Origin of the sequence: Rhodoferax sp. (assembly GCF_039922535.1) — a bacterium.
In the GTDB taxonomy this organism is placed as follows: domain Bacteria; phylum Pseudomonadota; class Gammaproteobacteria; order Burkholderiales; family Burkholderiaceae_C; genus Rhodoferax_B.
In genome coordinates this window covers 1-21,945 of the sequence record NZ_JBDTEM010000178.1, presented here as the reverse complement: position 1 = coordinate 21,945, position 21,945 = coordinate 1, and the positions used below count along the sequence as shown (strand labels likewise).

At 59.9% G+C, this 21,945-nt stretch carries 24 protein-coding genes; 16 read left to right on the top strand and 8 right to left on the bottom strand.

The window, feature by feature from the left end:
• The first annotated feature begins 198 nt into the window (after window positions 1–198).
• The 3 genes from ABI213_RS08400 (at window position 199) to ABI213_RS08390 (ending at window position 3,051) form a co-directional block, all read left to right on the top strand.
• Window positions 199–1,809, top strand: a complete 1,611-nt coding sequence (locus ABI213_RS08400; RefSeq protein ID WP_348008484.1) for an RNA-directed DNA polymerase — start codon at window positions 199–201, stop codon at window positions 1,807–1,809.
• Entirely contained in the window at window positions 1,806–2,540 is a 735-nt protein-coding gene (locus ABI213_RS08395; RefSeq protein WP_348008483.1) for a hypothetical protein, read from the top strand. The genes ABI213_RS08400 and ABI213_RS08395 overlap by 4 nt, the downstream gene beginning before the upstream one ends.
• 382 nt (window positions 2,541–2,922) lie before the next feature.
• Entirely contained in the window at window positions 2,923–3,051 is a 129-nt protein-coding gene (locus tag ABI213_RS08390) for a hypothetical protein (RefSeq protein ID WP_348008482.1), read from the top strand.
• Between the two features lie 95 nt (window positions 3,052–3,146).
• Here ABI213_RS08390 and ABI213_RS08385 read toward each other — a convergent pair whose 3' ends face one another.
• The 3 genes from ABI213_RS08385 to ABI213_RS08375 form a co-directional block, all read right to left on the bottom strand.
• On the bottom strand, window positions 3,147–3,722 hold the full coding sequence (locus ABI213_RS08385; RefSeq protein ID WP_348008481.1) for a PIN domain-containing protein: 576 nt from the start codon (window positions 3,720–3,722) through the stop codon (window positions 3,147–3,149).
• The gene (locus ABI213_RS08380) at window positions 3,723–4,199 is read right to left on the bottom strand and encodes a helix-turn-helix domain-containing protein (protein ID WP_348026707.1); all 477 of its coding nucleotides are present in this window, start codon (window positions 4,197–4,199) and stop codon (window positions 3,723–3,725) included. It lies immediately after the preceding gene.
• A gap of 418 nt (window positions 4,200–4,617) precedes the next feature.
• Window positions 4,618–4,902, bottom strand: a complete 285-nt coding sequence (locus tag ABI213_RS08375) for a PDDEXK nuclease domain-containing protein (protein ID WP_348008479.1) — start codon at window positions 4,900–4,902, stop codon at window positions 4,618–4,620.
• 155 nt (window positions 4,903–5,057) lie between these two features.
• Here ABI213_RS08375 and ABI213_RS08370 point away from each other — a divergent pair, with 155 nt between their 5' ends.
• The 7 genes from ABI213_RS08370 (at window position 5,058) to ABI213_RS08340 (ending at window position 12,312) form a co-directional block, all read left to right on the top strand.
• On the top strand, window positions 5,058–6,518 hold the full coding sequence (locus tag ABI213_RS08370; RefSeq protein ID WP_348008478.1) for an MFS transporter: 1,461 nt from the start codon (window positions 5,058–5,060) through the stop codon (window positions 6,516–6,518).
• A gap of 32 nt (window positions 6,519–6,550) precedes the next feature.
• Entirely contained in the window at window positions 6,551–7,198 is a 648-nt protein-coding gene (locus ABI213_RS08365) for an aspartate/glutamate racemase family protein (RefSeq protein ID WP_348008477.1), read from the top strand.
• 177 nt (window positions 7,199–7,375) lie between these two features.
• Window positions 7,376–7,552, top strand: a complete 177-nt coding sequence (locus tag ABI213_RS08360) for a hypothetical protein (protein ID WP_348008476.1) — start codon at window positions 7,376–7,378, stop codon at window positions 7,550–7,552.
• Between the two features lie 161 nt (window positions 7,553–7,713).
• Window positions 7,714–8,676, top strand: coding sequence for a transglutaminase family protein (locus ABI213_RS08355; RefSeq protein ID WP_348008475.1), 963 nt, complete (start codon window positions 7,714–7,716; stop codon window positions 8,674–8,676).
• A 72-nt stretch (window positions 8,677–8,748) separates the two neighbouring features.
• Entirely contained in the window at window positions 8,749–9,714 is a 966-nt protein-coding gene (locus ABI213_RS08350) for a hypothetical protein (RefSeq protein WP_348008474.1), read from the top strand.
• Between the two features lie 148 nt (window positions 9,715–9,862).
• Window positions 9,863–11,236 (top strand): Fic family protein, encoded by a 1,374-nt coding sequence (locus ABI213_RS08345; protein WP_348026709.1) that lies wholly within the window; start codon window positions 9,863–9,865, stop codon window positions 11,234–11,236.
• Between the two features lie 242 nt (window positions 11,237–11,478).
• On the top strand, window positions 11,479–12,312 hold the full coding sequence (locus ABI213_RS08340; protein ID WP_348007764.1) for a transglutaminase family protein: 834 nt from the start codon (window positions 11,479–11,481) through the stop codon (window positions 12,310–12,312).
• A 21-nt stretch (window positions 12,313–12,333) separates the two neighbouring features.
• Here the strand turns inward: ABI213_RS08340 and ABI213_RS08335 are convergent, their stop codons facing one another.
• A complete protein-coding gene (locus ABI213_RS08335; protein ID WP_348026705.1) occupies window positions 12,334–13,257 on the bottom strand; it encodes a mechanosensitive ion channel family protein in 924 nt (307 codons plus the stop codon).
• Between the two features lie 417 nt (window positions 13,258–13,674).
• Here ABI213_RS08335 and ABI213_RS08330 point away from each other — a divergent pair, with 417 nt between their 5' ends.
• Window positions 13,675–14,241, top strand: coding sequence for a DUF1439 domain-containing protein (locus ABI213_RS08330; protein WP_348007762.1), 567 nt, complete (start codon window positions 13,675–13,677; stop codon window positions 14,239–14,241).
• A 29-nt stretch (window positions 14,242–14,270) separates the two neighbouring features.
• Here ABI213_RS08330 and ABI213_RS08325 read toward each other — a convergent pair whose 3' ends face one another.
• Window positions 14,271–14,510, bottom strand: a complete 240-nt coding sequence (locus tag ABI213_RS08325; RefSeq protein WP_348007761.1) for a pentapeptide MXKDX repeat protein — start codon at window positions 14,508–14,510, stop codon at window positions 14,271–14,273.
• A 201-nt stretch (window positions 14,511–14,711) separates the two neighbouring features.
• Here ABI213_RS08325 and msrA point away from each other — a divergent pair, with 201 nt between their 5' ends.
• Complete coding sequence (gene msrA, locus ABI213_RS08320; RefSeq protein WP_348007760.1) at window positions 14,712–15,452, top strand: peptide-methionine (S)-S-oxide reductase MsrA; 741 nt, start codon at window positions 14,712–14,714, stop codon at window positions 15,450–15,452.
• A gap of 20 nt (window positions 15,453–15,472) precedes the next feature.
• Window positions 15,473–16,171 carry a glutathione S-transferase N-terminal domain-containing protein gene (locus ABI213_RS08315; protein ID WP_348007766.1) on the top strand — a complete coding sequence of 233 codons (699 nt, stop codon included), beginning with the start codon at window positions 15,473–15,475 and terminating at the stop codon, window positions 16,169–16,171.
• A 1-nt stretch (window position 16,172) separates the two neighbouring features.
• On the opposite strand, the gene ABI213_RS08310 is transcribed toward ABI213_RS08315, so the two are convergent.
• The 3 genes from ABI213_RS08310 to tsaB are packed head-to-tail and all read right to left on the bottom strand — an operon-like array spanning window position 16,173 to window position 18,099.
• Window positions 16,173–16,916: a uracil-DNA glycosylase gene (locus ABI213_RS08310; RefSeq protein ID WP_348007759.1), complete on the bottom strand. Its 744-nt coding sequence runs from the start codon at window positions 16,914–16,916 to the stop codon at window positions 16,173–16,175.
• Window positions 16,913–17,389, bottom strand: a complete 477-nt coding sequence (gene rimI / locus ABI213_RS08305) for a ribosomal protein S18-alanine N-acetyltransferase (RefSeq protein ID WP_348007758.1) — start codon at window positions 17,387–17,389, stop codon at window positions 16,913–16,915. The genes ABI213_RS08310 and rimI overlap by 4 nt, the downstream gene beginning before the upstream one ends.
• Window positions 17,386–18,099, bottom strand: coding sequence for a tRNA (adenosine(37)-N6)-threonylcarbamoyltransferase complex dimerization subunit type 1 TsaB (gene tsaB / locus ABI213_RS08300; protein WP_348026703.1), 714 nt, complete (start codon window positions 18,097–18,099; stop codon window positions 17,386–17,388). The genes rimI and tsaB overlap by 4 nt, the downstream gene beginning before the upstream one ends.
• 81 nt (window positions 18,100–18,180) lie before the next feature.
• Here tsaB and dacB point away from each other — a divergent pair, with 81 nt between their 5' ends.
• The 3 genes from dacB to ABI213_RS08285 all read left to right on the top strand — a co-directional run bounded on the left by dacB (window position 18,181) and on the right by ABI213_RS08285 (window position 21,705).
• Window positions 18,181–19,635, top strand: coding sequence for a D-alanyl-D-alanine carboxypeptidase/D-alanyl-D-alanine-endopeptidase (dacB, locus tag ABI213_RS08295; RefSeq protein WP_348008412.1), 1,455 nt, complete (start codon window positions 18,181–18,183; stop codon window positions 19,633–19,635).
• A gap of 113 nt (window positions 19,636–19,748) precedes the next feature.
• Window positions 19,749–20,996: an SGNH/GDSL hydrolase family protein gene (locus ABI213_RS08290; protein ID WP_348008411.1), complete on the top strand. Its 1,248-nt coding sequence runs from the start codon at window positions 19,749–19,751 to the stop codon at window positions 20,994–20,996.
• A 40-nt stretch (window positions 20,997–21,036) separates the two neighbouring features.
• Complete coding sequence (locus ABI213_RS08285) at window positions 21,037–21,705, top strand: OmpW family outer membrane protein (protein ID WP_348008410.1); 669 nt, start codon at window positions 21,037–21,039, stop codon at window positions 21,703–21,705.
• Window positions 21,706–21,945: the final 240 nt, after the last annotated feature.

The window sequence follows — 21,945 nt, the reverse complement described above, 5'->3', positions numbered from 1 at the left end:
CCTGTGGTGGCGCTACCCGGCGTGGGGCACATGCCTGCCCCAGGCGAGGACGAGCAGGAAGCGGCGCGGGTGTTTTATGTGGCGGCTACCCGGGCTACGCAGAGGTTGGTGATCGGGGTGGGTGGGGATGGACGACTCGCCAAGAAACTCGCTTAAGGTCACCTGGAAAACTTGAAAATCAGAAAGTAGAGACATGCAATGACAGTTATTTCAATCAGTGCAGCAGACTTAGCGATAGGCAATATTGCACACTTCGGTGACACGGACATTTTCCCCTTTCCCATAGAAAATCGCTTGTTTTATGACTCACCTAAAGAGGTACAAAAAGTTCTTTTAGAGATCGACGCAGATTTTGAAAAGGCGATTGCAGAAATACCAATTCTTAGCTCCAAAAATCTATCGGTTGTTGGCTATGGGGGGTTCAGGTGGGGGGCGCAGATTGATCCAGTTTGGAACGCATATCTGTTAGCACTCACACTAACAATTGCAAGCGATCTTGAAAGCAATCGGGTTGCAGACACAGTCGTATTTTCCTACCGATACAAGCCTGACCCGGCGAATTTCTCCTTGTTTAACAAGGAGGTAGGTTGGATGCAATTTCAAGAAAAATCCCTCGAGGCAGCCAAAGACCATGAGTTCGTGATGCGTTGTGATATTTCCGATTTTTATCCACGTATATATCACCATCGCTTGGAGAATGCGCTGAAATCAGCCACGAAGAATCAAATGGCCGTTGAGCGCGTAATGAAGATTTTGGGTGCTATTTCTGACGGTGCTTCCTACGGTCTACCGGTTGGCGGTCCAGCATCAAGAATACTTAGCGAAATCTTGCTGAATAGGATAGATCGCCTACTTACTTTGGAGCAAATAAAATTTGGTCGATTTGTCGATGACTTTGTTGTTTTCGCCAAGAGCAGGGAAGATGCCTACTCCGCGCTAATCCAATTGAGCAGTTTTTTGCTGAATAACGAGGGACTGTCGTTACAAAAGTCAAAAACCAGAGTGATGACTTCTGCAGAATTTTTGGGTACATCAGAATTCACGGTAGAAGCTGCCAATGATGCAGATCCCGACGAACAAGAGCGCACCTTTAGAAGGTTACGTGTTCACTACGATCCTTACTCGGCAACGGCTGATGCTGACTACGCGATTTTGCTGAAGGAGCTGAATAGTTTTGATATTGTTGGGATGTTGGGTAGGCAACTTGTCAAGAGTCGACTCGACGAGAGTCTCACTAGAAGGCTGATTGCAGCGCTGAAGCACTTATCAGTTGGCGTTCAGAATGATGCCGTCCTGTCTCTTTTGAAAAATCTGGAACTGCTTTATCCAATATTTCCGTCTGTTATGAATCTGTGCAGAAGTTTATTGGATGTTCTCGACGAGAAGGTAAAAGATGAACTGTTTAAAACATTACGCCAGTCGATCCAAGTCAACTCTTACGTGACACAAGTACCAACAAATTTGGCGTATGCGTTGAGAACATTAGCTTTTGATAGCTCCGAAGAAACGGAAATATTGCTAGCTGGGATTTACAAAAAATCCGACAGCATGATGCTGCGTCGGGACATCATTCTGATGATGGCGCATCGCCGCGCAGATCACTGGGTATCGAATTGCCGAAAGAGCTTTCCCACCTTAACGCAATGGGAACGAAGGGCATTGCTGATTAGTTCATACGTGCTGGGCGATGAAGGGTCTCATTGGCGCGACTCAGTTAAGAAGAATCTCAACCACTTCGACAAACTTGTGCTCAAGTGGACCGGCGAGTCCAAATCTAAAAAGGGTGATGACTGGAAAGTGCCCCTATGATTTCAGAGCACAAATTCGTCACAAGTTTCACTTCTGCATGGCGTGAAGTAATGCCGCTCGGAGACAACTATTGGCGTAAACAAAATTTATTGCTGCATCCAAAACTGCCTGTCGTCGCAAATGTTGCTCCGCCAGATATTCGCGGGTTGGTCAATGAACTCGCCTTCATGTCTTTCTGCGAAATACTGGAGTCAACCCCAGGCCCTCAATCTTTGTCGCCAGGCTCTACAGTTATGAACAAAAGAGTTTCGGCTGCTGTGGCAAATTGTGTGCCAAAGGCAGTCAGCTATATCAGCAGACTACCTTTTGCCAACGAAGTTTCTTTGGCTGATGTTGGGCCTGACTGCACAAGTGAGGCGCAATATTTGGTTCGGAATTTATTCAAATTTTTCCCCCCAAGCGGAACGTATGTATTGCGACCAAAGTTCAACGGGTGTGGGCTGCTATCTGCCTGCGAGGGAGACTTAATTTCGGATGGGTGTCTTTACGAAATCAAAGCAGGTGACCGTGCTTTTCGAATTTCGGACATACGTCAACTGCTTGTCTACGCTGCATTGGCATATGCCAAAGACGCCTTGATTTTTGATCGAATAGGGCTTTGCAATCCCAGAAAAGGGCTGATTTGGGTGAAGTCTTTAGATTCCGTTTGCCAAGCTGTAAGCGGTCAAAGAGCAAGTGATGTTCTGGCAAATTTGGCTTTGCATTTCGACTCCATTGATACCACCCAATAGTGGTGGCAGGTACGGCAAATTGCTTCTGATTTGATACTGGCTCTTGCTGCGCTATCGCATCAACCCAGTGTGATGCTTCAGTTTTAATAGCTGCTTGCGCATATTCCAAAAGGGCTAGAGTCCCATTTTCCACTCAACCCGGCACCGGCCGCGTCCCACGTTGAACTGCAATCCCAACGCATGCATGGCTTTGACAACGGTTGCAAAGCTGGGGTTGCTTGTTCGCTCAGCGTCTTGTGAAGCCCTTCGCGGGTGATGCCGGTGTCGGGGGCAAGCATGCATCACGCGGCGCGCCCGTGCGATGTCGCCCACGGCTTTGGTGAACAGGGCGGCTATGCTCAGCCAGATACCCGCCCAACCAAAAATAAAAGGTCCAGTCGCCATGCACGAAATCATCTGCCCCCACTGCAGCAAAGCCTTCAAGATCGACGAAGCGGGGTATGCCAACCCCACGATGGCGGCAAAGTTTGCTGAGCTGCCGGGGACCATCACCCCGGCTGAGACAGAGTAGGACCCGCTGGGTTGTTGAGAGGTGCGAAAATTGCTACTGTATTGATAGCTGTTTGCACGCATTTCACCTTGGCTACAGCCAGATTTCTCAATGCATCAAATGAGCGCGATGGCTTCGCGCAGCAAGTCCGCCGTCATCGGCAGCCCACGTATCTCAAATGCTGTGATCAAGTCTTGCGCTGATCGTGCGGGGTTGGTCCAGCGGGCGCGCATTTTCTTGATGGCACTTAGCGCGGGTATCTTTTGCAACTGCAGTTGGTTCATCAAGAATTCGTCGGGGTGTTGCACTTCAATGCCATAGGGTTGCAACACCGCTGCCGGAAAGTCTTTGGTGTTGAAGGTGACGATAGCGTCGGCATGTCCAGCGATGGCTGCGGCCACAACGTGGCGGTCATCAGGGTCGGGCAGTTCGATGGTGGTGGCCAGTTTTTCATAGTGGGTCACCAAACAGTCGGGCACGCTGGCGTTCATCAGCTGAACGATCTGCGGCAGTCTGGCAGCGATTTCGGGGCGGTCTTTGGCCAGATTCCGCGTCCACTCGCCGTGAATCGTATCGCTCCACCGCGCGTGGTAAAGGCGTTCAACGGCCAAACTCAGCAGTGTGTCACGGACCAACTGTGGGTACAGGACGTTCGCATCCAGAATCGCCGTGTAGCGCGCCGAGCCTGCCACTTACAGCTCCAGCCCCAGTTCTTCGGAGAGCTTGGTCAGGTCTTGCAGGGACTGCTCCGATTGCTGCTGCTGCGCGGCCTGGTAGCGGCGCAGCTCTTCAAATTCGATGCGGCGGTGGCGGTTGACTTTGCGGCAAGCCAGCCTGTTGGCCTCGATCTCTTTGATGACAAAGGGCCGCGACACGTTCAGAAAATTCGCGGCCTCTTGTGTGGTGAGTTCGTGCTTTTGCGGCACCAGCAGCATGGGCTCTTGTTTGGCCATTTGCCGCAACACGTCGACAAAGAAGCGTAAGGCACGGGGCGGCAGTTTCAACACCGGCGTCTCGTCCTTGGTGTTACTCGCTCCGCCCATATCCAGGATGATGTTGATGTGGTCCGCCTTGGAATGGTCCAGCGCGGCGATCAGGCATTGATGGGCAACGGCGGCCATAACGGCTTCAGCGTCACTGGCGGGGTCGAGTACTTCTTGGTTTTTCATGCGGTTCTCCTTTGTGCAGCGGCCTTGGAATACGGCAATTGCTATTTCAATAATATTAGCATTATTCGCATCAAACGAATTATTCGCAACGATTGAAGAATTGAAGCCCAAAACCCCGCACTCGGTCCCCAAACCCGCCCAGTGCTGCCAGAACTGGGCCTTGAGCATCGATTTTGGACAGGTCGCCAAAAGGTCAGGCAGCGTCTGGCTTTTGGGACGTAGTGCTTGTGCTCCAGGTAATCCAGATGGTTCGCATGTGATATTTTCAGGTGCCAGACGCGGGATAGCGTGGAGGTGGTGCGGATCTTGAACCAGCGTATGGATGTGCCTGCGCATCTGTAATGCGCAAGATCGCGGGTAGCCGCAACTGCAAAATTTGCTACTGTTTTGATAGCTGCTTGCGCATATTCCAGAAGGACTAAAGCCTTACGTAATCCTCAACCCCTGCCCATTCAGCCAGCTTCTGCTGCAGCTCTTCTGTGCTGGGCAAATAGAGCTGGTATTCGCGGGCGTGGATGTTGGCGTCTTTGGGCAGGGTGATTTCTACCAGCGCTTCGTGCTTTTTCTTGCACAGCACGATGCCGACGGTGGCGGTTTCTGCGTCGGTTTTGACGTAGCGGTCAAAGTAGTTGACGTACATCTGCATCTGGCCCAGGTCTTGGTGGCTGTGCAAGCGAAATGGTCGGTCCGGCGGTGCCGACATGCTCTTTGCTTTGGCTTGTGTTTCAAAAACCGACCAAGCGAAAACAACGGGCGCAGTTATTGCTACAAATAAAGAGCATTTGCGAGCCTTGCGGGCTGCAAACACCCAAGTCCCAGCCTTGTCGTGGAAAACTTAAATGCTCAAATGGAGAAGACATGTCTCTGAATATCAAATCTACGGAAGGTGCCGGGCGGCGTACCTTCGTGCCAGTGGCAGACCAGATTGAGAATGCTTACGCCGGCATCAAGACCAACAAGGCGCATTACTATATTTTGGCGATGCTGTTGCTCGGCGTCTTCTTCGACTCCCTGGAGCAAAACGCAGTGGGTGTCACGGGGCCTTTGCTTCGCAAGGCCTGGAATTTGACCACCGGCGACATCGGCTTTCTCAACACCGTTACTTTCACGATGGTGGCCCTTGGGCGTTTGATGACCGGGGCCATTGCCGACCAGTATGGTCGCCGCACACTGCTGATCGTGAATCTGGTTATCTTTGCCTCTGGCTCGCTGCTGTGTGCACTGGCACCCAGTTATGGGTTCCTGGCCATGGCACGCGGCGTTGTGGGCTTTGGCCTGGGCGGTGAGATCGCGGTTGCTGTGGTCATGGTGTCTGAATACTTTGGCGCAAAGCAGCGTGGAACGGCGGTGGCGTTCATCAACGTGACCGCCGCTGGCTTTGGCAACATGCTTGCACCTGCTTTTGGCATTTTGGTCTTCACTCTGTTCCCGGATGACAACAGCTGGCGCTGGGTTTTCGGCCTGCTTTTCATCCCCGCAGTACTGGTTGTTTTCTTCCGGCGTTGGGTTCCTGAGACGCCGCGTTTTCTGGCCCAGCAGGGCAAAATCGACGAGGCGAACGAGGTCATTTCTCGCCTGGCACAAGGCGATTTGACTTCCAAAAACATCAAGGTGACGCAGTACATCACGCCACCTGAAGTGGATCTATCTGCGCCCGCCATGGCAGGCGCCGCAGGCACCACCCCGAAATCTCGTTTCGATATTTTCAAAGGCAAGTACCTCAACCGAACGATCGTCTTGTCAATCGGCGTGGCCTGCTCGTATGCCGCGCAGTTCTCGGTCTTGACGCTGATGGCGACCATCCTGGTGCAGTCTGGCTATGCGATTAACAAGTCGCTCTGGTACACGCTGGTGATGCAGTCCGGTTCGCTGGTCGGTGCGCTGACGGCTGCCTTTTTTGCCCGCCGCCTGCCGCGCAAGGCGACCTTAAGCATTGCCGCAATCATCGGCGTCGTGGGTGCGGGTACGCTTGGGTGGATAGGCGGCAGTTCCATCACACTGATCATCGTGTGTGGCTGGATTTTTAACTTCGCTGTCATCATCTGCAACACCACCATCTGGTTATTTGCCCCCGAGAATTACCCGACCCGCATTCGTGGTTTCGGTACGGCCTTTATTCTGGCCGTGGGCTCCTTGTCTGGAGGCTTGTTCCCTGTGATCGCCGGAAAGGTCTTTGATGCCTACGGTTTGGGCTCGATGTTTTCCATCCTCGCCTGCCTCTTCGTCATCATCGGTCTGACCATCCAGTTCATTCCTGAAACCTTCGGCATGCCCATGGAAGAGGACGGTGATTCGCCGCCTGCGGCAGGGTTTCATTGATGCACGGCCAAGGCGCAAAACATGGGGGGCCCATGAAGGTTCTGATCGTTAACCCCAATTCAAATCGGGCAACCACCGAGATGATGCGCAAATACGCGCAGGCAGAGCTGCCCGAGTTCGAGGTCATCGGCGCAACCGCTGCCGCTGGCCCAAAGATGATTACGGAAGACATCGCGCTGGGGCAGTCTCGCCGTTACGTTGTTTCGGCGGTTTTGAATGCGCTGGACGCAAACCCGGATATCGCCGCCGTGGTGGTTGCCGCCTACGGTGACCCTGGCCGCGACATCCTGGAAGATTTGTTGGACATCCCGGTATTTGGTATCGGCAAGTCTTCGATGGTGGCAGCGTCCCAAGGCGGAAGGGCCTTTGGAGTTGCCACCAGCACACCAGGGCTGGCTACTGCGATTGCTGCGATGGGAGAGCGGTTCAAGGGGGATGCGGACTTTGTCGGTGTCACACTAACCAAATCCGACCCGACCGTTTTAGCTGCCGACCCGCAGCGACAGTTCGAAGAGCTGCGTGACGCTGTCCAAGCCTGCGTCGATAAGGGCGCCCAGGCTGTCATCATCGGCGGCGGCCCTCTCAGTGAGACTGCCCGGCGCTTGTCCGAGCTAGGCATGGGGACCATCATTGAGCCGGTTCCCGCAGCTTGCGCAATGGTCAGAAAAGTGCTGACCTAGGAGCCTGTTGGGCTTTCGTTGCGCGGAGATGGTTTGCATAACCATTGAGAAGTTTCGTGGAGCGCATAGGGGGTAGAACCGTCAGATTTAGGCTCCAGTTATGCCGACTTCATCCACACATACCGGTACTTCGCTCCCGGCGTCCAGCTTGCAAAGCACCTCGCGCGCCCGCAAATCATGGATACCACGCAGCGCCGTATCCGCAGAGCATTTGCCGATCGCTGCCCACTGGGCGCTGAGGCTGTAGAAGTGCCGGTGGTGAACGGGCTGCGCCGCGTGCATGAAGGTGTGCTGGCGCGTTACGGCTTGCGGCCATCTGAGTTTGTGGCCTGGAAGGCGCGGGTGGCACGCTAATGGGGTAGGTAAACTGCTATTAAGTTAATAGCTTCTTGCGCAGGCATTTACTGGGCTGTAGCCCTATTTGAGTCATATTTATCCGCTGCCTGGTTTTATGAACTCCGCGCCATCGGCGATGATGGCTACCTATTACTTTGTATTTTTTGCAGGTCTACCGCATGCCAGTGATCCTTGAAGTTGAACATGTCACCACGTACCGCTACGCCAAAGAGGTGGAGTTTGGTTTGCACCGGGTGGCTTTTCACCCGCGGGCGGCGCATGACATCCGTGTGCTGTATGCCGACTTGACCGTGTCGCCGCACAGCCGCCAGCACTGGATCCACGATGTGTTTTCCAACTCGGTGATGGTGGTGGAGCCTTTGGTGCCCGCCAGCACGCTGGTGTTCACCGCGCGCTTTGCGATCGAGCACATGGGCGTGAAGAACCATGAGCTGCCGATCAGCCCTGAGGCGCAAAACTACCCGTTCGAATATTCGGCCGACGATAAGCAGAACCTGTCGCGCTACTTGGCGCTGCAATACCCGGACGATGCGGCCGTGGTGCGCAGCTGGGTGGCCAGCTTTCTGCCGCAGCGCGGCACCATCCACACCCGCGATGTGCTGGCGAACATCAACCAGTTCATCCGCACCGACTTCGTGTATGCGGCGCGCGATGCCATGGGCACCCAAAGCCCGGCGCAGACCTTGGCGCTGCGCAGTGGCACTTGCCGCGACTTTGCGCTCTTGATGATGGAGGCCGTGCGCGGCCTGGGCATGGCGGCCCGGTTTGTCTCGGGCTACATCTACGACCCGGCGCTGGATGCCGACAACTTTGGCCCGGGTGCCGTGGTGGGCTCCAGCATCAAAAGCGCGGACATCGGCGGCGGAACCCTGGGTTCGGGGGCCACCCACGCCTGGCTGAATGTGTATCTGCCCGGCGCTGGCTGGATTCCCTTTGACCCCACCAACACGATTTCGGGCGGTACCGACCTGATACGCGTGGCGTTCACGCGCACGCCTGAGCAGGCCGCACCGGTCTCCGGTGGGTGGACGGGCGACGCCAGCGACTTCCTGGGCATGGACGTGTCGGTGCGTGTGAGCCGCAGGTTGCCGGACGCAGCAGGTATTTCCGCACCGGGATAGGTGGGCGGGTGGATGATCGCGCCGCTGTGGGGTGTGCGGGGACTGCGTCGGGTCTTGCGCAGAGCCTTGTCCTTGTCTTTGTCTTTGTTATCGGCAGCCATTGCCACGGCAGCGCTGGCCAGCACAGTGGCGCAGGCCATGAAGCTGGCCGCATGGGGCAACACCTTGGTGTTGTCGGGGCCGGTGACGGGCTCGGAAGTGGTGCAGGTGAAAGATGCCTTTGCGGCCAACCCCCACATTGATCTGGTGGTGCTGCGCAACTCGCATGGCGGGGATGCTTGGACGGGCTACCGCGTGGGCGAGATGCTGCGCGAGGCGGGGGTGACCACGGCGGTTTCGGGCTACTGCATTTCGTCGTGTTCGCGCATGTTTTTGGGCGGAAAAACCCGGTTTTTCACCGACGACTACGCGCCAGAGCGCACGTATGTGGGCTTTCACGGCCACTACGACGCGCAAGGCAACCTGGACCGCAGCGCGGTCAGCAAGGGCGGGCTGTACGAGTGGATCCTCAAGTATTCGGACGGCAAGGCCGACCCCGCGCTGGTAAAGCGCTGGATTGCCATCGAAAAGAACCGGGGTGCCGCCAACTTCTTTCACCCGGATATGGCGGCTACCTTGGGAAACAGTGTGTTTTTTTGCGACGGCTTGCGGGCCCAAAAGCCCACCAGCTGCGAGCCGATGGCCACCAACGCGCTGGACCGCGGGGTGGTGACCGACCTGCGCCGTATTTCCAGCCCCGACCACGATGCGCTGCCCGAACGCCAGCGCGCGCGCCAGTACCCGCCCAGTGGATTTGCGGCGGTAGACGATGTACAGAAATTGCCGCTGGATGCCCCCGCCGGGGCAGAGCAGTACCAGCGCTATCTGCAGGCCAACCCGCCCAGGACTTTTGCCGTATCGCCTTCGCGGCAGCAGTGGGCCTGGGTGGCACAGGCAACAGACGACGTGAACGCCTTGGCGCTCAAGCGCTGTGAGGAGCGGGCCAAGCAGGCCTGTGTGTTGTACAGCGTGGACGACAACGTGGTTTACCGACCCTGAAGGTGGGGGCGGGTGTGTGTGCGGCTATTGGCGGCAGCCGTCACCCACAACCTGGTCAAAGAATTGCGCCATTTTCGTGGCGCGATTTATTGAATCGCGCCAAAATCGCGCCATGCCATCCAAAATCGCGCCACTTACTGCCACGTCAATGCCCGCACACCTGCTGACAAGCATCCAAAGCACCCCCGCGGGTTTGACGCTGGCCGAACTGTTGGCGCAGCACCCGGCGGTGGCGCGGCGCACGGCGCAGCGTTGGTTGGGCCAATTGGTGGCGGATGGGCGTGTAGCGGCGCAAGGCGCGGGGCGGGCACGGCGCTATATGGCCATAGGTGCAAGAGTTGCTGTGGCAGCGGTGGACCGCTTTCCGGTCGGCATCCCTTTGTCGGCCGACAGCCTGGATGTTCTGGCCTACGTGGACCAGCCGCTGCAGGCGCGCAAGCCGGTGGGTTACCAGCGTGACTTTCTGGATGCTTACCAGCCTAACGTGACGTGGTATTTGTCGGCCCCTTTGCGCCGCCAGCTGCACAAGATGGGCCACACGGCGCAGGCGGACGCACCTGCGGGCACCTACAGCCGGGCCATCTTGAACCGGTTGCTGATCGACCTGTCGTGGGCGTCCAGCCAGTTGGAGGGCAACACCTATTCCCGGCTGGATACGCGGGCCTTGATCGAACACGGGCAGGTGGCGCAGGGCAAGGCGGCGATGGAAACGCAGATGATCTTGAACCACAAGACGGCTATCGAGCTGCTGGTGGCGAATGTGGCGGGGAGCGCGGGTACCGCAGGCTTTGACCGCTACACGCTGCTGAATCTGCATGCCGCGCTGGCAGAAAATCTGCTGCCCAACCCGGCGGACGAGGGGCGGATTCGCCAGCATGTGGTACAGATTGGCAAGAGTGTATTTCGCCCGCTGTCGGTGCCGCAGCAGGTGGACGAGGCGCTGGCGCTGCTGCTGCACAAGGCGGGGCAGATTGCCGACCCGTTTGAGCAGTCGTTTTTTATGCAGGTGCATGTACCGTATTTGCAGCCCTTTGCCGACACCAACAAACGCACCTCGCGTCTGGCCGCCAACCTGCCGCTGTTCAGCGCCAACCTGTGCCCGCTGACCTTTGTGGACGTGCCCGAGGCGGCCTATAGCCGGGCTATTTTGGGCGTGTACGAGTTGACGCGGGTGGAACTGCTGCGTGACGTGTTTGTGTGGGCCTACGAGCGTTCCACCCAAGAGTATCTGGCCATCAAGCAAGACCTGGCCGAGCCCGACCCGACACGCCTGGCCTACCGCGATGTGATCAAGCAAACAATCCATGCGGTGGTAACGCACCCTGGTGAAGCCGCTCTGGCGCGGATCACCCAAGCCGTGGCCACGCGCGTGCCAGAGCCAGACCGCGCTGCCGTGCAAGCACTGGTGGTGGACGAGTTGCGCCGCTTGCACGAGGGTGTGCTGGCGCGCTATGGCCTGCGGCCGTCGGAGTTTGTGGCGTGGAAGGCCGGTACAGCGGATGCGTTGCTACTTAATAGATAGCTGCTAGCGCAGGTACTGCTTGCGCCAAAAGCTGTTTTTGTTTAAATTTCATGCGTCGGGTTTGCAGGCGTGGCTTGCAACTTGCGTAGGCGTTGTCTGGCTCGATAGCGCTTACTCTCTGACATGGTTACGGGCCCCCGGCCGCTACGTTGAGGTGGCGCATCCCGGCACAGTGGGTGGTATGGCTTCGAATATTTCGGGGCCGCAATCCATCTTCCCTCTGACTTCTGACCGGGCTTCCCATGTACATCAAAATCGGCTTCGACATTGAACTCGCCATCAACGCACCGATGGCGTTGATCCACCTGCTGCATGTGCACCCCTCGCGGCGCGGCGATTTGCTGGCCCCGCAGTTTGTGGAGGTGCTGCCGGGTTTGGCGGTGGAAGAGTACTTCGATGCGTTTGGCAACCTGTGCAGCCGGGTGAATGCGCCCATGGGCGTGACGCAGGTGGGCTTTCGCAGCGAAGCCATCGTGCGCGACTCCGGCCTGCCCGACGAGGTGAACTGGGGTGCCTGGCAGCACGACCCGACGGTGCTGCCGTCGTCCACGCTGATGTACCTGCTGCCCAGCCGGTACTGCGAGGTAGACAGTGAGCTGCTGCCATTTGCCTGGAACCAGTTTGGCCAGACGCCGCTGGGCTGGGCGCGGGTGCAGGCGATTTGCGACTACGTGCACAACCACATCCGCTTCGACTACATGGCCGCCCGCGCCACCCGCACCGCCGTAGAAGGCTGGCGCGAGGGCACCGGCGTGTGCCGCGACTACACCCACCTGGCCGTCACGCTGTGCCGCTGCATGAATATTCCGGCCCGTTACTGCACTGGCTACCTGGGCGACATTGGCATTCCACCGGTGCGTTACCCGATGGACTTCAGCGCCTGGTTTGAGGTGTTTCTGGGCGACCGCTGGTACACCTTTGACGCGCGCCACAACACGCCGCGCATCGGCCGTGTGGTGATGGCCCGGGGCCGCGACGCGGGCGACGTGCCCATCACCATGGCCTTTGGGCAGAACACGCTGCAAAAGTTCGAGGTAACCACCTACGAGGTGGATGCCTACGGCAACGTGGTGTGAGTGAAGCCTTACGGTTAAGGCTTACGCGGGCTGTTTGTCCTGCACCAACTCAGCCAGCTCACGTGGCATGCGCAGGGGCAGGGACGGTGCCGAGCCATCCTTGTTGACACCCGCGTAAAACGTAACATGGGGAAACGGAATCTCCACACCGCGCGCGTCGAAAGCGGCTTTGATGCGGCGCAGGTACTCGCGCCGCACGCCCCACTGCTGCAGCGGAGCGGTCTTGATGCGGCAGCGAAGTACCACGGCGCTGTCGTCCAGCCGGTCTACGCCGGCCATCTCCATGTCGTCCATGATCTTGCTCGCGAATGCCGGGTCGGCGCGTAGCTGTGCCCCCACCTCCGCCATGATGGCCATGACTTCGTCGACGTTTTCCCGGTAGGACACGCCCACATCCATCACGGCATGGGCAAAAGAGCGTGTCATATTGGTCACGGTGGAGATCAGGCCGTTGGGTATGAAGTGCACGTTGCCGTCGTAGTCGCGCAGCCGCACGTGGCGCAAGGTAACGTCTTCCACAAAGCCGCCAATGTCGGCAATCTTGACCACGTCGCCGGTGCGGATCTGGTCTTCAAACAAGATGAAGAAGCCTGTGAAATAGTCCTTCACCAGGCTTTGCGCGCCAAAGCCAATGGCCACACCCACCACGCCTGCAGCGCCGAGAATCGGCGCCAGCGAAACGCCAACCTCCGCCAGCACCAGCATGATGGCTACCGCGCTGATCACCACGCCAATCAGGTAGCGCACCACCCGCCCCAGCGTCTGCGCCCGGCGCGCGCCGTCTTCGCCGCCCATGTGTCCTTCGATGCGCGTACGCACTGTGCGCACGCCACGCTGCAGGACCGCGATGGCGATCCAGGCCGCGATCATGATGAAGACGATACGCACGCCGGACAGTGCAGGCGCGCTCCAGCGTTCCCAGTTGATGTTGTTTAGAAAATCCATGTTCATAGTGAAGGGGTCCTTCGTCGGGCTATCGGCAAGCCTGGCGGCTTGGGATGCGCGTAGTGGGAAGGGCGTTGGGGATGGACAAAAGGCGAGTTGCCGGAGCCTGGATCGGCTCCCTGAATACTGCCGTGGCAGCCCCAAGGCCTGGATGCAGAGGAATGAAGCACCATGCCGGTGGCCCATTGTCTTGCGCGAAATTGTTGTCAGTATGACACTATCAGTGTGCAATTGCTCTTAAAACCCCGCACTGTGTTCGGCCTTGGGCAAGGGGTTGGACAGCAGGCTTGATCCGGGTTACGCGCGTGCGGGCAGTGGCTGCAGGGTGCGCGGAATGTAGTAGAAACATCTTCTGTGGTCTGTCTGCAGGCCCCGCTAAACTTGTGCGCGAGGCACTTTGTGCCGGAACGGGAACGGATGCAACGCAGATATTTATTGGTGGCCAGCGCCCGGCTGGTGCTGGTAGGGGCCGGTGCCATCGCTATGACGGTGCAGGCGCAGCAGCCCAGCTACACCGTGTCGGCCGCGCAGTTGCAGCAGGCGGTAGCCCAGCGCTTCCCACTGCGTTACCCGGTGCCAGGTCTGTTGGACCTGGATGTGCAAGCCCCGCGCCTGCACCTGCTGCCCGCGCAGAACCGCCTGGCGGCGGATATGGCGGTGGAAGCCGCCGGACCGGCCCTGCGGCGCAGCCACAGCGGCAGCATCCGTGTGGACTTTGCGCTGCGCTACGAGGCCAGCGACCGCACGGTGCGGGCCGTTCAACTGCATTTTCAGAATCTGCAATTTCCCAGCCTACAGCCCGCCGTGGTGGAGCTGCTGAACACCTATGGCCCGGCCTTGGCCGAACAGGCTTTGCAAGAAGTGGTGTTGCACCAACTCAGCCCGCAAGACCTGGCCTTGCCCGATACCATGGGCCTGCAGCCGGGCAGCATCACCGTGACGGACAAGGGGCTGGTGATCGCGTTGGTGAACAAGCCGCTGTAAGAACGTGTTCTAGGCGGGCGGAAGGCAGCTTACTTCTTCATGGCATCAGCGGCCATGTCGTCCTTCTTCATCATGTCGTCTTTTTTCATCATGGTGTCCTTCTTGGCCATGTCGTGCTTCTTCATGCTGTGCTTTTTCACCATGGTGTCTTTGGCCATGCCGTCTTTCTTCATCATCTCGTCTTTTTTCATCATGCCGTCGTCGGCCATGGCACCGGCGGTAACGGCCAGCAGGCAGGCAGTGATCAGGGTGGCGGTGAATTTATGCATGGTGTTTCCTAGGGGTTGGGGGTTGGATGCAGGCGAAGCCACGGTGTGTGGCCACTGCCTGTAACCGTTGGTCTGGCGGGGTGCAAAAACCTTACAGGTGGCGCGCATTATTTTTGTGGCGGCCAGGCGCGCAGGGCGCTGCTGTAAGGTTTGGGGCCGCGGGCCGACCAACCTACCTCAGCCTACCGAAGGACACACACCATGACACGCATCCCCACGCCCCCCACTTCCCGTTTTTCCATGAACAAGATGAACCTGCTGTTGATGGCGGGTGCCGTGGTGATGGCGGCGCTGTACTTCAGCCCGAACGCCGTCGCCGAAAAGGCGGTGAGCATTCCGGCTCCGTCAGCGCAGGCTTTGGCCGGGGTGGTGCCCAGCAGCCAGGCCAGTGAGACCGTGGTGTTTGCCGGGGGCTGCTTCTGGGGCATCCAGGCCGTGTTCCAGCACACCAACGGCGTGCTGGAGGCCGTGTCGGGCTACGCTGGCGGCAAGCAGGGAGATGCCGACTACCAAACCGTCAGCGGCGGCGGCACCGGCCATGCCGAGGCGGTGCAGGTGCGCTTTGACCCCAAGCTCATCAGCTATGCGCAACTGCTGCAAATCTATTTCTCCGTGGCCCACGACCCGACCCAATTGAACCGCCAGTACCCCGACGTGGGCACGCAGTACCGGTCGGCCGTGTTCACCACCACGCCGGGCCAAAAGCAGCTGACCGAACGCTACATCGCCGAGCTGAATGCCGCCAAAGTGTTTCCGGCCAAAATCGTGACCCAGCTGGGTGCCCTGACCGCTTTCTACCCCGCCGAGAAGTACCACCAAAACTACGCCACGCTGCACCCGGATTCGCCGTACATCGCCCGGTTTGACCTGCCCAAGGTCGCCAACCTGAAAGCGATGATGCCGACGGAATACCGCGAGCAGCCGGTGCTGGTCAGCAACTAAAAACCTGTCAACTCCAAGGAATCTCCGTGACCCACCCGATCCAGCAAAAATGGCCTGCCCAACATCCCGAGCGCCTGCAGCTTTACTCCCTGCCCACACCCAATGGCGTGAAGGTGTCCATCCTGCTGGAAGAAATCGGCCTGCCTTACGAGCCGCACCTGGTCAGCTTTGAGACCAACGACCAGATGTCGGCCGCGTTTTTGGCGCTGAACCCAAACAACAAAATTCCGGCCATCCTGGACCCGAACGGCCCGGGCGGCCAGCCGCTGGCGCTGTTTGAGTCGGGAGCCATCCTGCTGTACCTGGCCGAAAAAACCGGCCAGTGCATTCCGCAGGACGCGGCGGGCCGCTACGAATGCATCCAGTGGGTCATGTTCCAAATGGGTGGCATCGGCCCGATGTTTGGCCAGCTCGGCTTCTTCCACAAGTTTGCGGGCAAAGACTATGAAGACAAGCGCCCGCGCGACCGTTATGTGGCCGAGTCCAAGCGCCTGCTGGCCGTGCTGAACCAGCGGCTGCACGGGCGGGCCTGGGTGATGGGCGATGCCTACAGCATTGCCGACATCGCCATCTTCCCGTGGGTGCGCGGGCTGGTGGGTTTTTACGGCGCGGGGGATCTGGTGGGTTTTGCCGATTTCCCCGAGGTGGCGCGGGTGCTGGCGGCCTTTGTGGAGCGGCCTGCCGTGGTTAAAGGCCTGGCGATTCCGGCCCGAGGCTAATTCACGCCGCCAGCGCGCCCATCGCCAGGCACAGATCCGCCCAGGCCTTGGCTTTTTCCGGGCGGTTGCGCAGCAGGGTGGCGGGGTGGTAGCTGACCACCACCGGCACGCCGTGGTAGCGGTGCACCCGGCCGCGCATCTGGCCCAGCGGGGTTGTGTCTTGCAGCAGCAACTGGGCCGCAAACGGGCCCAGCGCCAGAATCACTTTGGGCTGCAGCAGGGCGACGGCGCGGCGCAGGTGGGGGGCGCTGTCGGCCACCGGGTCGGCCTGGTCGTTCAAACGCAACTTTTGAACGCTGGTGATGCAGGCCGAGGGCGCGCCTTCTCGCCGCGCCGGGGTGATGCCCACCGCGTGCAGCATATTGCCCAGCAACTGCGCTTCGGGCACGCCAAAGGGTTTTGCGGGGTCATCGGCAATGCCCAGCGCCTCGCCCAGCACCAGCCAGTCGGCCGGGCCACCGGCGGCGGCATTCAGCCACACGCTGGCGATGGCGGCGGGCCAGTCCAGCGTGGCGGTGTTTTCAGTGTCTTTTAGGGCGCTAGCGCTGGGTGCATCTGCACGGGCAGCTAGCAATTCAGGAGTGTTTGACAGTACCTGGGCGATGCTTTGTGGCGCGGTCCGTGGTGTGGGTGCGGGGGCTGCGACCGGCGCGGCCACGGGTTCCACTTCTGCTGCAGGCCACCATACGGGGCTGTGCATTTCGGCCAGCATGGCGCGTTGGCGGGCATCCAGATCTAGGCTCATAGCGGCATGCTCATGACGATGGCGTGTTCGCGCTGGCCGGGGCCGTTGGGGTAGTAGTCTTTGCGCATGCCTACGCGGTTGAAGCCGTAGCGGTTGTAAACGTGCAGCGCCCGGGTGTTGCCCACGCGGGCTTCCAACCACAGCCACTGGGCTTTTTGGCCACGTGACCACAGTGCCAGCGCGTCCAGCATCAGGTGCGACCAGCCCTGGCCCTGGTAGGCGGGGGCGACGGTGATGTTGAGCAGGTGCACTTCGTCCACGCCCTGCATGGCCACAAAGTAGCCCAGCACCGTGTCGTCGGCCAGCAAGATTTGCATTTGGTAGCCCGCCACCAGCGCGTCCACAAAGTTGGTGCGCGACCACGGGCTGGCGTAGGCCGCCAGCTCGACCGGCATCACGGCATCCAGCCAATCAGGGGTGAGCGTCTCGAAGCGCACTTCGGACGCATCGGGAGGGGCCAGCAGCGCGCTCATGGCAGCAGAGCGGCGGCCAGCAAGGCTTTTTCGGCCATGCGCTCGTCGGTGGTTTTGGCCACTTTGTCGCGGATATAGCGCGGCAGGGCCTGGTCGGCGGGCACCGCCCCACCGGCGGCCAGCAAGGCCGGAGCCAAACGCAGCATGGCCGTGGCGGTGGGCAGGGCGGTGATGCGGATGCCGTCGCTGGGGGGAATGCGCTCGCTGTACACGGCAAAAGCATTACCCGCCTGCGCCCAGCCCGCTTCCTGGTGCAGTTGCTCAGGGCGCAGCAGCTGGAAGTCGTCGCGCTGGGTCCACTGGCCATCGTGATAGCTATAAAAACCGGTGTAGACCTCGTCCATGCGCGCGTCCAGCAGGGCCTGCACCTGCCATACCTCTTGCAGAACGCCGTGCTGGTGGCGGGCTTCTTCGGCCACGGCCATCAGGGTGTCGATGGGCAAAACGGGCAAGTTGGCCCCAAACGCCAGCCCCTGCGCCACCGAGCACGCGGTGCGCAGCCCGGTAAACGAGCCGGGGCCGCTGCCAAAGGCGATGGCCTCCAGCTGGTCCAGCCGCAACCCGGCCTGGGCTAGCAGCGCCAGGGTCGCCGGAATCAAGCTCGCCGATGCCTGCGCCCCGCCCGGCCCGGCGTGCTGCCACACCTGCACGCCATCGGTGGCGGCGATGGACAGGGTGTCGGTGCTGGTGTCGAAGGCTAACAAGTTCATGGGGCAGATTTACATAAGAAAAAGGGGGCTAGAGCAGGATTATCTTGCGCAATCAGCTACTATTTCTATAGCTGACAACCTATGACATATTCCACACACTCCCCCCGATTTTGGCGCAGCCTGTGCGCCCTTGCTTTGTGGGCTACGGCCACCGTGGTTCCCGCGCAAGCCCTGGCCCAGCGCCTGCCGCCCGAGATTGCCAACGCCCTGGCCCGGGCCAAGGTGCCGCAAGACGCCGTCAGCCTGTATGTGGCGCGGGCCGATGGCGTGGGCCTGCCGCGTCTGAGCCACCGGGCCAACGCGCCGGTGAACCCGGCATCGGTCATGAAGCTGGTCACCACCTACGCCGCGCTGGACACGCTGGGTGCCGACTACACGTGGAAGACGCGCTTTTACGCCGACGGCCCGCTCAAAGACGGCGTGCTGCTGGGCAACCTGTACATCCAGGGCGGCGGCGACCCCAAGCTGGTGCTGGAGCGCATTGCCGCCACCTTTGCCGCCCTGCAAGCGCGGGGCGTGCAAAAAGTGCGCGGCGACATCGTGCTGGACCACCACATTTTTGAGCCCGAGGCGCGCGACCCGGCTGAATTTGACGGCCAGCCGCTCAGCCCCTACAACAGCGCGCCCGACGGGCTGCTGGTCAACTTCAAGTCGCTGATCTTCACCTTCACCCCCGAGCCCGACAGCGGCATCGTCCGCATCCGCAGTGAACCGCCGATTGCCGACGTGCAAATGGACGCGCAGGTACCGCTCAGTGCCAAAAGCTGCGCCGACTGGCGTGGCGAGCTGCAGGCCGACTTTGCCGACCCGAACCGGGTGCAGTTTGGCGGCAGCTACCCGGTTAAATGTGGCGAACGCGTGTGGCCCGTGGCCTATGCCGACCCCGCCAGCTACGCCCGCCGCGTGCTGCAGGCCATGTACCTGGGCATGGGCGGCTCGCTGACCGGCGTGGTGCGCGATGGCCGCACGCCCAGCGATGCCGCCTGGCTGATGGACGCGCCCTCGCAGCCGCTGGGCGAGTTGATTGCCGATGTCAACAAATTCAGCAACAACGTGATGGCGCAGCAGATGTTTTTGACGCTGGGGCTGCACGGGGCTCACCCCGGAACCTTTGCCGCGTCGCGCGCGGCCGTGGCCGCCTGGTGGCCTCAGGCCATCGGCAGCGACGTACCTGTGCCCACGCTAGAAAACGGCTCTGGCCTGAGCCGAGACGAGCGCACTACGGCCCGCGCCCTGGGCCAGCTGCTGCGCCGCGCCGCCGCCCACCCCCAGGCAGCGGTGTTTGCCAACTCGCTGGGCATTGCTGGCGTGGACGGCACAGTGCAGCGCATGCGCGACCGTGGCCTGGCCCCCGAATCCTTGGGCAATGCCCAGCTCAAAACCGGCACGCTGCGGGATGTGGCCTCGGTGGCGGGCTATGCCACCGGGCGCAGTGGCCAGCGCTATGTGGTGGTGGGCATCGTCAACCACCCGCTGGCTCCGGCGGCGCGCCCGGCGCTGGATGCGCTGGTGGAATGGACGGTAAAGGAGCAATAAACGTGATTTTTGTCCCCTTCACCTAGTAGTTACCCTTTGTGGCTTTCGGGCCCGCCCGCGTAACATTCCGCCCATAAACGAACGACCGTTCTTTTTTATTACAGGAGTAAACGATGCATTGGATTCCCACAAAAATGGCTCTGCTGGTGGCCTCGGTCTCAGCCGCATTGGTCTTGTCGGCCTGCGGTGGTGGCGGTAGCGACACCACGGCCAAAGTGACCTACACCTCCCTGGTGTCCTTCGGTGACAGCCTGAGCGATGTGGGGACTTACAAGGTGGGTGCCATTGCCGCCGTGGGTGGTGGCCAGTTCACCGTTAACGGCACCACCACCGGCCCGGTCAACTGGACCGAGCTGCTGGCGGGGCAGATCAATGTGGCCGCACCTTGCCCGGCGCAAACTGGGTTGTTGTCCAACATCCCGCAAATCCCTTTGGTGGCTGTATCGCCCAATGCCAACTGCACCAACTACGCCCAAGGCAGCTCGCGCGTGACTTTGCTGGCCGGGCCGAACAGCGTGGCCTTGCAATCTGCACCGGCGAACGCCAGCAACATCGGCTTGATGGCAGTTCCGCTGGTGACCCAGTTCGCCACCCATCTGGCTACCCACGGCAACTACACCGGTACCGAGCTGGTCACCGTGATGGCCGGTGCCAATGATGTGTTTATGCACATCACTGCCGTGTCGGCGGTATCGACCTACGTGGCGGCTGCCACCGGCGGAACGGCAACGTCCACCCAAATCGCCCAGGCGCTAGGTGCCGCCCAAGCGTCCGCCTTCTATGCCGGTTGGACCAATACCGAAATTGCGGCCGTTTCTGCACCCAATGCAAGCGCCATCAACGCCGCCGCTACTGCCGCCGTGACGCACATGGGCGCGCATGCGGTCACGCTGGCAGGCTACATCCAGGCATCGGTGATCGGCAAAGGGGCCAAACACGTGGTGGTGGTCAACATCCCAAGCATCGAGAACACACCTTTCGGCCAGGGCTCTGGCGCACAGGCCCTGCTCAGAAGCATGGTCACTACGTTCAACAGCACCCTGAAAACCGCGTTGGATGGCACTGCGGGTCTGCTGCTGGTGGATGCGTATACCCAGGGCGTAGCCCAGTACACCAACCCGGCGCAATACGGCATTACCAATGTCACCGTACCCGCCTGCAGCAGCGCGGCCCCCAGTGCCTCCAACCCTGCGGGCAATATTTTGGCGGGCTCGTCCCTGGCGTGCACCGTCAACAACACCCTCAGCGGTGTGGATGTGAGCACCTATTTCTACGCCGATACCGTGCACCCCACACCGGCAGGCTACAAACTGCTGGACCGCTACGTTGCCGAGCAAATGGCCAAAGTTGGCTGGATCTGATTGGCTGGTTTAAGCCTTACTAGCCCTACAAGGACTCACGATGAAACTCAATACCATTGGCATGGCCTGTGCATTTTTGCTGGCCGCGGGCACCGCACAAGCGCAAACCGCGGGCACCTGGATGCTGCGCGGCGGCCTGACGAATATCACGCCCAAGGTGGATAGCGGCAACCTCTCGGCCTCCAGCCTGCCGGGTACGCAGATCGACTCTGATGGCGACACCCGGCTGGCGGGCGGCATCACCTACATGGTGACCAACCACTGGGCACTGGATCTGCCCCTGGCGATGCCGTTCAAACACAACCTGACCGGTGCCGGGGCCATCCAGGGGGTCGGCAAAATTGGCGAAACCAAGTCGCTGCCCATATCGCTGTTTGGCCAGTACCATTTTGGTGAAGCCAATGCCCAGTTTCGCCCCTACCTGGGCGCGGGCCTGACCTATGCCAAGTTCTACAAAGAGCGCGGCACCTCCACTCTGACGGCTATCACCGGCGGCACCTCTAGCAACCCGACCACGCTGTCACTGGATTCCAAGCTGGCGATGTCGATCCAGGCGGGCGCGACCGTGGCCCTGAACGACCGCTGGTACCTCGAAGGCACCGTGGTCAAGACCTTCCTCAAAACCAAGGGCACACTCTCCACCGGCCAGACCATCGACGTCACACTCAACCCCCTGACGCTGGCCTTGGCAGTCGGCTACAAGTTCTAAGCAGCCCACGCGTCCACAAAAAAACCGACCCTTGGGTCGGTTTTTTATTGTCTATCCAGACTACAGCTAGAACGTATCCCCTTCGAGAACACCGCAGAACTGGCTTTGCCAGGCTGCAGGTGTTGCCCCCCCCTGCATGTCGTATCGGCTATTCAAGCCGATACGAGGGGTTAACGAAAAATGCGAAACACTGCAGCCTGGGGGCCAATTTTACCAGCGCAAATGCACCCGGCCATAGGC

What these genes read in the sequence shown, in the direction of transcription:
- ABI213_RS08400 (WP_348008484.1), top strand. Translation starts at nt 199, where the DNA reads ATGACAGTTATTTCAATCAGTGCAGCAGACTTAGCGATAGGCAATATT.
- ABI213_RS08395 (WP_348008483.1), top strand. Translation starts at nt 1,806, where the DNA reads ATGATTTCAGAGCACAAATTCGTCACAAGTTTCACTTCTGCATGGCGT.
- ABI213_RS08390 (WP_348008482.1), top strand. Translation starts at nt 2,923, where the DNA reads ATGCACGAAATCATCTGCCCCCACTGCAGCAAAGCCTTCAAGATCGAC.
- ABI213_RS08380 (WP_348026707.1), bottom strand. Translation starts at nt 4,199, where the DNA reads ATGAAAAACCAAGAAGTACTCGACCCCGCCAGTGACGCTGAAGCCGTT.
- ABI213_RS08375 (WP_348008479.1), bottom strand. Translation starts at nt 4,902, where the DNA reads ATGTCGGCACCGCCGGACCGACCATTTCGCTTGCACAGCCACCAAGAC.
- ABI213_RS08370 (WP_348008478.1), top strand. Translation starts at nt 5,058, where the DNA reads ATGTCTCTGAATATCAAATCTACGGAAGGTGCCGGGCGGCGTACCTTC.
- ABI213_RS08365 (WP_348008477.1), top strand. Translation starts at nt 6,551, where the DNA reads ATGAAGGTTCTGATCGTTAACCCCAATTCAAATCGGGCAACCACCGAG.
- ABI213_RS08360 (WP_348008476.1), top strand. Translation starts at nt 7,376, where the DNA reads ATGGATACCACGCAGCGCCGTATCCGCAGAGCATTTGCCGATCGCTGC.
- ABI213_RS08355 (WP_348008475.1), top strand. Translation starts at nt 7,714, where the DNA reads ATGCCAGTGATCCTTGAAGTTGAACATGTCACCACGTACCGCTACGCC.
- ABI213_RS08345 (WP_348026709.1), top strand. Translation starts at nt 9,863, where the DNA reads ATGCCCGCACACCTGCTGACAAGCATCCAAAGCACCCCCGCGGGTTTG.
- ABI213_RS08340 (WP_348007764.1), top strand. Translation starts at nt 11,479, where the DNA reads ATGTACATCAAAATCGGCTTCGACATTGAACTCGCCATCAACGCACCG.
- ABI213_RS08335 (WP_348026705.1), bottom strand. Translation starts at nt 13,257, where the DNA reads ATGGATTTTCTAAACAACATCAACTGGGAACGCTGGAGCGCGCCTGCA.
- ABI213_RS08330 (WP_348007762.1), top strand. Translation starts at nt 13,675, where the DNA reads ATGCAACGCAGATATTTATTGGTGGCCAGCGCCCGGCTGGTGCTGGTA.
- ABI213_RS08325 (WP_348007761.1), bottom strand. Translation starts at nt 14,510, where the DNA reads ATGCATAAATTCACCGCCACCCTGATCACTGCCTGCCTGCTGGCCGTT.
- msrA (WP_348007760.1), top strand. Translation starts at nt 14,712, where the DNA reads ATGACACGCATCCCCACGCCCCCCACTTCCCGTTTTTCCATGAACAAG.
- ABI213_RS08310 (WP_348007759.1), bottom strand. Translation starts at nt 16,916, where the DNA reads ATGAGCCTAGATCTGGATGCCCGCCAACGCGCCATGCTGGCCGAAATG.
- rimI (WP_348007758.1), bottom strand. Translation starts at nt 17,389, where the DNA reads ATGAGCGCGCTGCTGGCCCCTCCCGATGCGTCCGAAGTGCGCTTCGAG.
- tsaB (WP_348026703.1), bottom strand. Translation starts at nt 18,099, where the DNA reads ATGAACTTGTTAGCCTTCGACACCAGCACCGACACCCTGTCCATCGCC.
- dacB (WP_348008412.1), top strand. Translation starts at nt 18,181, where the DNA reads ATGACATATTCCACACACTCCCCCCGATTTTGGCGCAGCCTGTGCGCC.
- ABI213_RS08290 (WP_348008411.1), top strand. Translation starts at nt 19,749, where the DNA reads ATGCATTGGATTCCCACAAAAATGGCTCTGCTGGTGGCCTCGGTCTCA.
- ABI213_RS08285 (WP_348008410.1), top strand. Translation starts at nt 21,037, where the DNA reads ATGAAACTCAATACCATTGGCATGGCCTGTGCATTTTTGCTGGCCGCG.